The 14,547-nt window shown below is 29.9% G+C and carries 7 protein-coding genes; 3 read left to right on the forward strand and 4 right to left on the reverse strand.

The window, feature by feature from the left end; genetic code table 11:
- Positions 1-8: 8 nt before the first annotated feature.
- Positions 9-1,130, reverse strand: a complete 1,122-nt coding sequence (locus tag Q1A15_RS20650; protein WP_299628298.1) for a toxin-antitoxin system YwqK family antitoxin — start codon at positions 1,128-1,130, stop codon at positions 9-11.
- 644 nt (positions 1,131-1,774) lie between these two features.
- On the opposite strand from Q1A15_RS20650, the gene rsgA reads away from it, so the two are divergent.
- On the forward strand, positions 1,775-2,842 hold the full coding sequence (gene rsgA, locus Q1A15_RS20655) for a ribosome small subunit-dependent GTPase A (protein ID WP_299628300.1): 1,068 nt from the start codon (positions 1,775-1,777) through the stop codon (positions 2,840-2,842).
- 92 nt (positions 2,843-2,934) lie between these two features.
- Here the strand turns inward: rsgA and Q1A15_RS20660 are convergent, their stop codons facing one another.
- Genes Q1A15_RS20660 through Q1A15_RS20670 form a run of 3 tightly spaced genes read right to left on the reverse strand, consistent with a single transcriptional unit; the run spans position 2,935 to position 7,033 of the window.
- Positions 2,935-3,663, reverse strand: coding sequence for a LytTR family DNA-binding domain-containing protein (locus Q1A15_RS20660; RefSeq protein WP_299628302.1), 729 nt, complete (start codon positions 3,661-3,663; stop codon positions 2,935-2,937).
- A complete protein-coding gene (locus tag Q1A15_RS20665) occupies positions 3,656-5,335 on the reverse strand; it encodes a histidine kinase (RefSeq protein ID WP_299628304.1) in 1,680 nt (559 codons plus the stop codon). The genes Q1A15_RS20660 and Q1A15_RS20665 overlap by 8 nt, the downstream gene beginning before the upstream one ends.
- A 3-nt stretch (positions 5,336-5,338) precedes the next feature.
- Positions 5,339-7,033 (reverse strand): histidine kinase, encoded by a 1,695-nt coding sequence (locus tag Q1A15_RS20670; RefSeq protein ID WP_299628306.1) that lies wholly within the window; start codon positions 7,031-7,033, stop codon positions 5,339-5,341.
- Positions 7,034-7,472: 439 nt separating this feature from the next.
- On the opposite strand from Q1A15_RS20670, the gene Q1A15_RS20675 reads away from it, so the two are divergent.
- Positions 7,473-8,591, forward strand: coding sequence for a hypothetical protein (locus Q1A15_RS20675; RefSeq protein ID WP_299628308.1), 1,119 nt, complete (start codon positions 7,473-7,475; stop codon positions 8,589-8,591).
- Positions 8,592-8,716: 125 nt separating this feature from the next.
- Positions 8,717-14,547, forward strand: a 5,831-nt coding sequence (locus Q1A15_RS20680) for a BspA family leucine-rich repeat surface protein (RefSeq protein WP_299628310.1), incomplete at its 3' end; no start/stop codon positions are given.

Consider the following 14,547-nt stretch of genomic DNA (forward strand, 5'->3'; position numbering starts at 1 on the left):
CCAGAGTTTTAATTATACGTTTTTTCTGAAATTTGTTTTCCTTTATTAAATTCGATCTCTTTAGTTAATTCTCCAGAAGCATCGTAATGTTTCCACATTCCATGTTTTTTTCCACTAACATAATTCCCTTGCATTTCTACTGTTTTAGATTTTAAATTATAGAATTTACCAATTCCATTTAGTTTTCCGTTTTTATAAGTTAGAGCAGAAATTTGTCTTCCTTTTTTACCTTCAAAAGTTTTCCAAATCCCACTTTTAAAAGTATCAACATATTGACCTTCTTGTATTTTAACTCCATCTTCGTTGAATTTAGTATAAACACCATTTCTTTTTCCATATTTGAAATTAGTTTTACTTTCTAAAGTTCCGTTTTCAAAATACTTTTCTTCATAAGTAATATAATCATTATCGTAATTGATCTTGTATCTTAAAATACCTTCAGGAGTATAATGAGTTGTAATTCCGTTTTTTCTCCTATTTTTTATTTGTAATTCTTGAGCAATTTTCCCGTTTAAATGATAACTCTTTTTAATGTAGTTAGTAGGAGAGGAGTGTACTTTTTCCCATTTTAGTTTTCCGTCTGTTAAACGTTCTTCCCAACGACCAGTTGGTTCATTATTCTTATAAAATTCAATGATTACAGATTTGGTGTTGTCTTGTACATTTTTAAGTTCTTTAACCCATTTTCCTTCTTTTTTGTCATTCTTGTATTGCTCTGTTCGATATACTTTTCCTTGCCTATTATAAGTTAGCCAGGTACCGTTTTTTTGACCATTTTTATAATAAGTTTCTTCTTGTATTTTTCCATTTTGAAAATAAGAGATTTGTTTACCATCAATTTTTCCATTGATATAATTAGCTTCAGAAGATTTATTTCCAGCAAAATCATAACTAATATAAGTCCCATCAATTTTTCCGTTTTTAAAAGTAATATCAGCATAAGCTCCACTAGTTTCGGCAATTTTATAAGCACCATTTAAAGGCTTGTTATCTTCTTTAGAAATGTAAATAGTTTCTTTTCCAAAACGTTTAGTTTGTACTTCATTCCAAGAAGTATAAACTTGTGCATTAAGAGTTGTAAAAAGAAATGAAGAAAATAGAAATAAGATTAAATATTTGGCTGAATTCATACTATGTTTTTTTAGTAAAAGTATTTGAATACGCTACTTCTATAATTCGTTAATTTATATTCGTTTACATAGAATCTATATTTGAAAACTTAATATGGACTTCACTTTTTTAAATAAAAAAACTAAGGATGTTTTACCACCCTTAGTATTGAACTAATGAGAAAAAACTAGCCAATTATTTAGGAATTGACTAGATATTGTTTCGGATTTTAATCCTTTTTCTTCCTATATATTTATTGCTGAAACAAAGATAATTCTTCAATATGAGTTATTGTTTACAGAACTTAAATACGATGGGGTTTAATTAATATTTGATTGAATTTTAATATTTGAAGCAATTCAGAATAAAAATCTTACTTAGTTTAGTACAAAATATATCTCTGTATTTGAACTTTATATCAGAAATTTGTAATCTTGTACACTAATTAAATTTTATGTCTATTACATCTGTAATATCATATTCGGATATTGTAAAATAGATAGTCAGTTTTCTTGACTATCACTATTCTTTTTTCTTCAGATAATCATCTGAAGCATTTTTACTTACACACATTTTTATAAACAAACATATCGGTCATAAATACTTTTGAATTTAAATTGATTTATAAATGCCGTAGTGTTTACAATATTTAGAAATACAGAATATGAAACTAGAAGATTTCGGATATAACGACAAAATAAAGAAATATAGAATTCAACATGATTTAACAGGTTTTGGAATCGGAAGAATTATTTCAGAGCATAAAGAAAGATATATCGTTAAAACTACAAAAGGAGAGTTTGATGCAGAAATAACAGGTAATTTAAGATATACAGCCAATAGCAGAGAAGATTTTCCTGCTGTAGGAGATTGGGTAACAATCTCTGAATATGATAAAAACAAAGTTCTTATACATAAAATTTTACCCAGAGAAACTATTATTGAAAGATTGGCTGTAGGAAAACAAGGAGAGAAACAAATAATAGCTACTAATATTGATTTTGCTTTTATAGTACAAGCAGTTAACAATGATTTTAATATTAATAGGATAGAAAGATATCTTACTATTTGTAATACATCTAACGTAAAACCAATTATTATTCTGAATAAGATTGATTTGATTAGCGATACTACTTTGAATGATTTATTATTGAAAGTTAAAGCGAGAATTAATCATTTTCCAATACTTGCTTTAAGTAATAAGTCTCAAAAAGGTATTGATGAAGTAAAGGATTATATCGTAAAAGGAAAGACATATTGTTTGCTGGGTTCATCTGGAGTAGGAAAATCCAGTCTTTTAAATAACCTTTTAGGTAAACAATTGATGAAAACCAATACGATTAGTACGAGTTCTAATAAAGGTCGACATATTACAACACATCGAGAATTGATAGTCTTAGAAAATGGCGGAATTATAATTGACAATCCAGGAATGAGAGAAGTTGGTATTGCAGATTCAGTTGAAGGGTTAGAAAAAACCTTTGAAATTATAATTGAGCTTTCTAAAAGTTGTAAATATAAAAATTGTACTCATACATTAGAAGCAGGTTGTGCTGTTATAGCAGCAGTTGAAAACAAAAAAGTGGATAAACTATCGTATGAAAATTATCTAAAAATGAAACGAGAAAAAGAACATTTTGAATTAACTGTAGCAGAAAAACGTAAGAAGGATAAAAATTTTGGCAAAATGGTTAAGCAGTTTAAAAACCTAAAGAAGTCAAACAGGTATTAATTACAGTTGTTAATATAGAAAAATAGCGGTTTGAAATGGATTCAAGCCGCTATTTATTAAAGTAATATTGTAAACGAAAAATATAGCAATAACTACAATAAAAGACGTGATACAAACTCTTCTCTTTTTCTTGTAGATACTGGTATTTTTACTCCTGATTTTAAAAATGCATATCCGGTTTTATCATACTTATCGATGAATCTTAGATTTACCATATACGATTGATGTGTTCTAACAAAAAGATCGTTAGGAAGTTGACTTTCAAATTCTTTAATAGGCTTTGAAGCAATGTAAGATTTTTTGTCATTGGTATAAAAAGTAGTGTAACCTTTATCTGATTGACAGTACATTAAATCTTCAAAACGGATGATTTGATATCCTTCTTGTAAACGTAATACAATATGTTCACGCTTATTTTCTATGAATTGTTCTTTAACAATTTCTATATGAGTAGATCGATCTGCGGTAATAGTTTGTACTCGATCAATTGCTTCACTTAGTTCATCAATATCAACAGGTTTTAAGATATAATCTACTGCTCCGTTTTTTATAGCTTGTAATGCGTATTGATCGTAAGCTGTAATAAAAATAACTTGAAATTTTAAATCCTTAACCTGATCTAAAAAATCAAAAGCAATTCCGTCTTTTAAGTTAATGTCTAAAAAAATAAGATCGGGTTTACATGCTTTTGTAACTGTAATAGCTTCTTGTACAGATTCGCATTCGCCAATAATATCTATGTCTTTATCTAAAGAAGCGATCATAGAAAGTAAGCCTTTTCTAATGTATAATTCGTCTTCTACTATTAATGCTTTAATCATAATTTTCTATTGTATAAGGAAGTATAAGTATGGTTGAATTCTTTATTTCACCCTTATAACTTGTGTTTTTAAATGTAATTTTTGAAGTTGTATTTAACTTTTTAGAAAAAGCGTTAAATAACTCTTTCATTCTTTTTCTTTTCATAATCTGCTGAAACTTTAACTGATCTAAACGAGCTCCAGAATCTGTTACAATACAGGTTAAAACGTTGTTCGTAAAAGAAAAGTGTATTGAAATTTCTGGTTTGGCTATTGTTACGTTTGTGCAGTTTTCTATGGCAATTTCAATAAAAGGCTGAATTAACATAGGAGGAAACTGTATTTCTTCATATGTACATGCATCATCTACTTCAATATTGAAATTAAACTGCTGATTGTTTTCTATTTGCTGAATTTCTAAAAAGTGTTTTATAGTTGCAATTTCATCAGCAATAGGAACAATCGATTTTCTAGAGTTTTCAAGTAACAAACGTAAAAACTTAGAGAATTTAGAAAGGTATTTAATACTATTCGGATCGTCTTTAGCAATCATTTGTTGCATAGATTCCATAGAACTGTTAATGTAACTTGGTTTTAGTTTGATCCAGCTTAAAGTTCGATCTATTAAAAGGTTTTTATATGTAGATTGAATATTTCGATAGCTGAAAAAGAAGAAAGCAACAATTAATAAAAAAAGAATAGAAACAAAAAGAATAGTACTTTGTAGTATAATTCGTTTGTTGTTTTCTAATTCGTTATCAATGTAACGAACTTTCTTAGTGAGTAATTTTTCATTTTTACTTGCAGATGTAATTGAGATAATACGTTCATCAATTTGTTGCTGTAAGATTTCTTCGTTAGTATTTGAAATACTGTCTAAAAAAGTACTGGCTAATTTTCTTTTACCTGTAAGTTTATAAAGTAAAAAATAACTATCGAAAATGTATTTCTTATTGTAAAGTTCACTTTTAGGTGTCAGTGAGTTATAAGCAGAATCTAAGTAGATTTTACTTAGCTTAAAGTTTCTGAGGTTTAAATAGGTAACTCCTAAGTTGTGGTATTTAATATTAATATACGGACTATCTTCCCCATATTCTTTCTTTTCTTGTTGTAAACTTTGTCTGAAGAAAGTCAAAGCTTCGTCGTATTTTTCTAGTTTTAATAAAATTGTAGCTAAATTATTCGTGTAGATAGTAAGCTTTTGATACGATGGTTTCGTGATCCTCTTGTACGTCTTATAAGCCTTTTCAGTTTGATTGTCAATTTTATAAATCATACCACAAGGAAAACAAGTTCTCATCATAACCATAGAATCTTTTTTCCTAAATGCTGGTAAAACTGAATCACAAAGTTGTACACCTTCTCTAATTTTATTTAAATCTGTTACATGTTCAACTTTTAACTGATATCCAACAAACATATTTGCGGTATCTTTTGCTTTTCTGGCTTTATTAATCAATTCATTGGCTAAAACATACCCATTTCCATACTGCTTAGTTCTACCATAAGATCTAGATAGGAAATAATATTCTTCAAAAGATAATTCTTGTTTGGCTTGTTTTATAGTTAGCGTATCAATTACTTTTTGATATTCGAAGTTGTCAAAAAGTTTTTTTACTTTATTTTCTTGAGTATGCGCAATAAAAAAAGCACACATAGATAGTAATAAGCCGAGTATTATCTTTTTACACATACGTTACTTTTTTTCTGTTGTTAAATTTTTGAAAGGCAAATTGATTATTACCTCAGTACCTCTTTCATTTTTATATTCTAAATTTTGAATCCTTAAAGAGAAATTATGATTCATTTTTTTTGAAAGAATGGAAAGTCTTTCTTTAATAATTTGTGTTGCTAGTGAAGTTTTTTGTTGATTTTTCCTAGGTTTTTCACTAATTGAAAAACCAATTCCATTATCAGTAATAGTGCATATTATTTCGTCATTTGAAATTTCAAAAGACAATCGTATAGTTGGATTTTCAATTTCAGTTTTAAATCCGTGTATAATTGAATTTTCAACAAAAGGCTGTAAAATCATTGAAGGAATTAAAAATTGATCATCAATATGTTCATCAATGTTAATCGTGAATTGAATATTTTTACTGGTACTTAAATTTTGAATAGCGATATAATCCTGTAGCAACTGAACTTCATCTTTGATTGCTATAAACTTCTGAGTTTTTTCTTTAACTGTTGATTTTAAAATGTTTGAAAATTTTTCGATGTATTGTGTGGCTTTATCTTTTTCTTTATTCAATAACATACCTTGTAGAATAGAAAGCGAATTAAAGATAAAATGCGGTGTCATTTGAGAAGAAAGCAATTCTTGTTCATTAATAACTTTCTTGTATTTCAGTTGGATGTTTTTGTAGACTTTTAATAAAGTCCAACCTGTTAATAATGTAATTAATGAAAGTAGAATAAGGTAGGTTTTTAATTTTTTTTCATTTGTAATTTTAATGTTGTTATTAATTACAGTTACCTTTTTTGTTAGATTACTTTTTCTTGAGTTAATAGCATCTAATTCTTTCATTTTACGTTTAATCTTGTAATCGTAATACGAACTGTTTTCTACTTCAATTCTGTCTAAAACTCTTCTAGCATTATCCAATTCATCTTGAGATAAAAAGAAATCATAATAAGTATGTAGCCATAATCTTCGATGTAAGATAAAAGGAGTATGAAGCATTGCTCTTCCACCAGAATCTAAATGAATTTGAGCTTTTTTCCATTCTTTTTTAAGAATGAAAATTTTAGCCATATTCGTTAAACTCACATTAACAAATTTCAATTTATTGTCAATATAACTTTGCTGAATACTCTTTTTAAAATAAGTTAAAGCTTCATCATATTTTCCGTTATTACTCAGAATTAAACCATAATAATTAAGATAAATTGGTGTGCTTTTAATAGTTTCATCTTTAATTTGATTGTAGAGGTTTAAGGCACTTTTAAATTGCTTTTTTTCATTGTAAAGAATTCCACATTTTAAGCACAATCCTTCATAATAAATGTCTTTGTTGACAGATAATTCTGGTAACTTTTCATCACAAAACTCTACACCTTCATTTACTTTAACTAGATCTACTAAACTTTCAGCTTTTAAATTATAAGCCTTGGCTAATGTTTTTAAATCTTTAGAATCTTTGAGACTAAAAATAAGTTTATCTAAAATAATTAAGCTTTTGTATTGCTGTTGTTGAGTATTGTAAGATTGCGCAAGTTCTAAATATTCTTTGATAGAAAGACCAATAGTTTGTTCCTTCATTTCAAGATTATCAATAGTCCTTTTATATTTTGATGTACTATCAATTACCGAGTTAGACTGACAATGAATAACATATGATGTAAAGAATACAAATAAGTATAACAGATATTTTATTTTAACTCGCATTGAAAATTTGAATAAATACGAAAAATAAGAAAGAAAGCTGATATGTAAACTTCTGAATCAATATTTGTATAAAAACAATGTATTTCTGTGTGTTTTGTATACTTAGATTTGATCAAAAATTAATTGATGATATCAATTATTGAGAAAAACCCCCCGTTCGGGTTATTGACCTAGATTAGTAGTTTGAGTAAAATTGTACTGTCAAAAATCAAACAGAAAAATGAATAGAAATTTAACCGTATTGCTATTTCACAATTCTTTGTGTACGCAAAATAAATAATCCCCCGCCCAACTCGTGTTCACTATAAATAACATTCGCTTGTAAAGTGGCTAAATTAAAGGTTCATAGTGAGAAAAGTAGTTTAGTTAAAATTGGTTGTCTTTAATAGAAGGGTCAAGTGTAAATAAGTTTTTATAGTACGAGTTGGGTATTTTTATTATGAGTCTAGAAAAAGAAAACAAACATGAATGGGTTACAGCTGTTCATTTAAAAGAAGTTAGTAAACAATTAGCACGTTATAATGATATTCAAGCTTATAAAGAAATTAGAAAGCCTTACGATAAACGCTATTTAATTTCAGGGACTAAGGTTGTTTATATATTTCTATTCTTTATCCTCACCATTTGCTTTCCATATACATTTACATTCAATAATGAAAAGCCGACAAAGTTCGATTTTGTTTTTGTTGATTGGAAAATAGTTGTTTACATCTGTTTGCTAATTATAAGTATCATTAGTTGCTTATATGATATTTTGCATCACAGGTATTATCGTTTAACAAAAATAACAGAGAGAAAGTTTAATAAAACCAAGGTTTATTATCAGATTCGAAAGCATATGTCTTTCAAAAAATCAATTGATAATATCAATGAAGGTAAGGTAAGGTGGAACGTACATAAATGTAATAATAGTGAATCAAAATGGTATAGTGATCATAATGAATTGCACAGGTTAAAACCTAAAAAGAATTTCAAATCAGTAAAAAAAGCAAAGGCTACTTTCGATAAATTAATGCTTGATAAAACCATAACTGAAAGGAACTTAACTAGAGAAAAAACACAAATTTATAAACCTTCTTTTTTTCAATTTTTGAAAGAGAAAAATGAAATCTTTTATTTTAATCCTAATCAAAATTATAGAGGTATAGCCTTCTTCGGATTTCAATTGATACTCATATATTCTGGTTATTTTATGATTGACTTAACTACTACATTACACATCATTTTAGGAATACCTTTAAGTTTGCTTACCATGTTTTTTGTTTTTGTAAAGTTCGAAATTCTTTCTTCTAAACCTCGTTGTTTAAGAGTAATTGAAAGAAAAGTACAACAAGGTTCATATCGTAAAACATCTTATCATTTGCAATCTTGTCCGGTAGACAAAAGAATGAATTCAAAATACTGGAAAGATATTAATCCGAATAAGATTGGAAATTCAAATCATGGTCGATATTATACTTCTTATCTAGAAGTAGATAAAGAAGAGTTAATTAAACTATTTACTAAGCTAACAAAAGAGGATACTATACATATCAAAGAAGAAACTGTAGATTATTAATGTATGTTTATGGTTCGATTAAATATTCTGTCAATTAAATAATTGAAAATTGAAATACCCCTGAAAACAGGGGTGTAATACATTATTACTGAAACTACTTTTGTGCTCTTAAATTGAGTTGAAAGATGAATAAAAAAGTAAGTGTATTATTACTATTGTTTCAATGTATTATATACGCGCAATCTCCGTTTATTACTACTTGGGAAACCACTACAACAAATGAATCGATAACTATACCTATCAATTCTTTAGAAGCGTATAATTATTCTGTTGATTGGGGAGATGGAACTATTACTACAAACGAAACCGGTAATGCAACTCACAATTATGTAGTACCTGGAATTCATACCATAAAAATTTCAGGAACCTTTCCTCAAATCTATTTTTTAAACTCTGGAGATAAAGATAAAATTCTAACCATAGAGCAGTGGGGCGATAATCCTTGGATCTCATTTTTAGGAGCTTTTTGGGGATGTACAAAACTTAATATTACAAATCCTGTTGCTGGAAACCCTAATTTAACAAATGTAACTAGTATGTCTTCTGCATTCAGAGGAGCAACTCTTTTTAATGGAGATGTTAGTGGTTGGGATGTAAGTAACATTACTAACATGAATAGTATGTTTTCTACTAATGATGTTTTTAATCAAGATTTGAGCAGTTGGGATGTTAGTAAAGTTACTCAAATGGGATCTATGTTTTCAAATACTAAAGCTTTTAATGGAAACATTAGTTCTTGGAATGTAGAGCAAGTGTTGTCATTTGAGTCCATGTTTAATGGAGCAGAAGTTTTTAATCAAGATTTAGAAAACTGGAATCCAAAGTCAGCAACAAATATGGTTAGAATGTTTAAAGAAGCAGAGGTTTTCAACGGAAAAGTTACCAATTGGGATGTAGGTAATGTTACTTCTATGGAAGAAATGTTTCAGAGAGCTGTAGTATTTAATCAGGATATTAGTAAATGGAACGTAAGTAACGTTACAAATATGCGTTCGATGTTTGGAGCTGCCTTAGTATTTAATCAAGATATAAACGCTTGGAAGGTAGGAAAAGTTACTACGATGCGAACTATGTTTTCTTCAGCAAGAGCATTTAATCAAGATATTGGAAATTGGGATGTTGGTGAGGTTACTGATATGTATGGCATGTTTTCAGATGCTAGAGTTTTTAATCAAGATATAGGAAGTTGGAATACAGGTAAAGTAGAGAAAATGGAAACAATGTTTGCCAGAGCCTTTGCTTTTAATGGAGATATAGGAAGTTGGAATGTAAGTAATGTAACTTCAATGTGGGCAATGTTTTCAAACGCTACTGCTTTTAATCAAGATATAGGAGGTTGGAACACAGGTGAAGTTACTAAAATGAATGAAATGTTTTCCAATGCTAAAGCTTTTAACCAAGACATCGGAAGCTGGAATACAAGTAAAGTTACTAGAATGCATGGAATGTTTCAAAGTGCTGACGTTTTCGATCAAGATATTAGCAATTGGGATATTGGTCAGGTTACTACATTAGACAGAATGTTTTCCAATGCAAAATTATCTACTGCTAATTACGATGCATTATTAAAAGGATGGAATGCACAAACAGTACAACCAAACCTTAATTTTGATGGAGGAAACAGTACTTATTGCACGGCAGCTACAGAAAGAGCAAATTTAGAAACTACCAATACATGGAGTATTAAAGATGGAGGATTAAGTTGTCCGCCGTTAACTTGTTCTGCTCAACCAGACGTAAACAATATAAAGTTAAGACCTAACATTACTTGGAATCCTATAACTGGAGCGAATAGTTATAGAATTACAATTGGAACTACTCCAAAAGGGGATGATTTTGATAATATTACTTTAGGTAATGTTACCGCTTATCAACTAACAAATGAACTTGCAGTAAATACTAAATACTATGTTACTATTTATGGGGTAAATACGGCGAATATTGATATAGCTTGTATAAGTATTGAAATTACTACTAGACCAGAGTTGACGTGTACTACTCAAGTAGTTTCAGGAAGAATATTAGTAAGACCTGATATAAATTGGGTTTTTACTCCTGGAGTAGTAAGTTATGATTTAACCATAGGAACTACACCAAAAGGTACAGATTTTCTTGATGTTTCTTTGGGAAATGTGAATACGTATACACCTACTAATGATCTACAAAACGATACGAAATATTATGTAACTATCTACGGATTAAGTGCTGTTGGAGAACGTATAGGTTGTCATTCTATTGAATTTACAACAGTTCCATTGCCACCAGTTTGTCCAACTATTACTGCTCCTGTAGCTGGTGCTACTTCTGTAGCATTACAACCAAGTATTGAATGGAATAAAGTAGTTGGCGCTACAAACTATCGTGTAACTGTAGGAAGTATATTGGGTGGAAGTGATATTGTGAATTCGAATGTAGGAGATGTAGATAGCTTTACTTTTACTAGTGATTTATTGAATAACACGCAATACTATGTAACGATTTATGCAAGTAATGCAGGAGGAGAGTCTGTAGGTTGTTCAAGCATTTCATTTACTACTATACCCGTTTCAAAACCTTTTATCACAATTTGGCAAACTACTTTAGCAAATGAAACTATAACTATTCCTACTGCTGCTGGAGAAACGTATAATTATACTGTTGATTGGGGAGATGGAACTACACCAACTATTGAAACTGGTGATGCAACACATACTTATGGAACAGCAGGTGTTCATACTGTTTCAATTTCAGGAGTTTTTCCTAGAATTTATTTTAATAATACAGCAGATAAAGATAAAATTTTAACCATTGAGCAATGGGGAGATATTGAATGGAGTTCAATGGAAAGTGCTTTTGAAGGTTGTTCTAACCTCAATATCACAAATACTAGTATTGATAATCCAGATTTATCAAAAGTTACTGATATGAGTGCTATGTTCAGTAGAGCTAGTTCATTTAATGGTGATATCAGTGGTTGGAATACCAGCAGTGTTACTGATATGGGCAATATGTTTTCAAGAGCTTTAGTGTTTAATCAAGATATAGGTTTTGATACAAGTACAGGTATGGGGTGGAATACGAGTAGTGTAACAAATATGAGTGGAATGTTTTTTAATGCTCATCTATTCAATAAAGACATTAGTGGATGGAGTACTAGTAATGTAGATAATATGAGCAATATGTTCTGGAATGCCCATACATTCAATATTGATATTAGTAGTTGGGATACGAGTAAGGTTATTAATATGAGATCTATGTTTAGGGGAGCTAGAGAATTTAATCACTCGATAGAGAAGTGGAATGTAAGTAGTGTAAAAAATATGTCTTTCATGTTTTTTGAGGCAGGTAAGTTTGATCAAGATATCAATTTTGACGCTAGTACAGGTATAGGATGGAATACGAGTAGTGTAGAAAACATGCAAGGTATGTTTCAAAAAGCTACAGTATTTAATGGTAATATCAGTGGTTGGGACACCAGTAGTGTGACCGATATGGGCGATATGTTTAATGGTGCAAATAACTTTAATAGAGATATATCGGGATGGGATGTTAGCAAGGTAGAAAAAATGGCTTCGATGTTTAGAGAAGCTTTTATTTTTAATCAAAACATCGGTTTCGATCCTACTACAGGTAAAGGTTGGAATACGGGTAATGTTACTAATATGCAGGGGATGTTTTACAGAGCTAGCAAATTTAATGGGGATATCAGTGGTTGGGATACCAGTAAAGTGAAGCTCATGTTATGGATGTTTGTAGGGGCTAGTAAATTTAATCAAGATATTGGGGGGTGGAATGTAAGTAATGTTACACAAATGTCTTCTATGTTTTCCAATGCATCGGAATTCAATCAAGATATAGGAGGTTGGGATGTGAGTAACGTAACAAATATGGAGAGCATGTTTAATGGAACTACTAGTTTTGATCAAGATCTTAGTAGTTGGAATGTTTCTGCAGTTCTTCGTATGCAACAAATGTTTGCTAGAGTAAAATTATCAACAGCTAATTACGATGCTTTATTAATAGGTTGGAATGCACAAGTTTTACAACCGAATGTTACTTTCTCAGGAGGGAATAGTATGTACTGCACTGCGCAGGCTGAAAGAGCAAATATTATTGCTAGTGATATGTGGAGAATTACTGATGGAGGTAAAGTAGCAAGCCCGAATTTAGATCCAATTACAAATGTAAATCAAGCAGATACTTATACGTTGCCAACCATAGTAGGAACAAATTTATCAGGTTCAGAAAAATATTACACGCAATCCGGAGGAACGGGAACTTCTTATGTCGCAGGAAGTGTAATTAATTTTACTGATTTCCCTTCATATCCTATTGTTTTTTACGCTTATGATACTGGAAGTTGTGGCGATTCAGAACAAAATTTTGAGCTAATATTAACCAAAACAATTGTATCTACACCAATAACAATTACTGCAGATGCAAAAACAAAAGTTTATGGTGAAGTTGATCCAAGTTTGACATATCAAATCACTTCAGGAAGTTTAAATCCGGGTGATGTTTTAACAGGAAGTTTAACCAGAGTGGCAGGTGAAAATGTTGGGGATTATGTAATAAACTCTACATTATCGCATCCAAATTATACGATTACTTATGTTTCTGACGATTTAACAATCACACCAAAATCGATTACAGTTACAGCCGATTCAAAAACAAAAGTTTATGGCGATGCCGATCCAAGTTTGACGTATCAAATTACTTCAGGAAGATTAGAAACAGGAGATGTTTTAACAGGAAGTTTAACTAGAGTTGCAGGTGAAGATGTTGGAGATTATAAGATTAATTCAAATTTATCAAATCCCAATTATACAATCTCTTATATTTCTGATGATTTAACAATTACGCCAAAATCGATCACTGTTACTGCAGATACAAAAACAAAAGTTTATGGCGATGTTGATCCAAGTTTGACATACCAAATTACTTCAGGAAGCTTAAATCCTGGTGATGTTTTAACAGGAAGTTTAACCAGAGTTGCAGGAGAAAATGTTGGAGATTATGCAATCAATTCTACATTATCTCATCCAAATTATACAATCACTTATGTTTCTGATGATTTAACAATTACACCAAAATCGATCACTGTTACTGCAGATACAAAAACAAAAGTTTATGGAGATATCGATCCAACATTAACATATCAAATTACTTCAGGAAGTTTAAATTCGGGTGATGTTTTAACTGGAAGTTTAACTAGAGTTGCAGGAGAAAATGTTGGAGATTATGTAATAAACTCTACATTATCGCATCCAAATTATACGATTACTTATGTTTCTGATGATTTAACAATCACACCAAAATCGATTACAGTTACAGCCGATTCAAAAACAAAAGTTTATGGCGATGCTGATCCAAGTTTGACGTATCAAATTACTTCAGGAAGTTTAAACCCCGGAGATATTTTAACTGGAAGTTTAACTAGAGTTACAGGCGAAAATGTTGGTGATTATACGATTAACTCTACATTATCGCATCCAAATTATACGATTACTTATGTTTCTGATGATTTAACAATCACGCCAAAATCGATTACAGTTACCGCAGATTCAAAAACAAAAGTTTATGGCGATGTCGATCCAAGTTTGACGTACCAAATTACTTTAGGAAGTTTAGAAACAAGTGATGTTTTAACAGGAAGGTTAACTAGAGTTGCTGGTGAAGATGTTGGAGATTATACGATTAATTCTAGTTTATCACATCCAAATTATACAATTACTTATATTTCTGATGATTTAAGAGTCACACCAAAATCGATTTCAATTACAGCAGATTCAAAAACAAAAGTTTATGGCGATGTCGATCCAAGTTTGACGTACCAAATTACTTCAGGAAGTTTAAATCCTGGAGATGTTTTAACAGGAAGTTTAACTAGAGTTGCAGGTGAAAATGTTGGAGATTATGTAATAAACTCTACATTATCGCATCCAAATTATACGATTACTTATGTTTCTGATGATTT

The sequence above is a fragment of the uncultured Tenacibaculum sp. genome, from assembly GCF_947495995.1.
Lineage (GTDB): Bacteria > Bacteroidota > Bacteroidia > Flavobacteriales > Flavobacteriaceae > Polaribacter.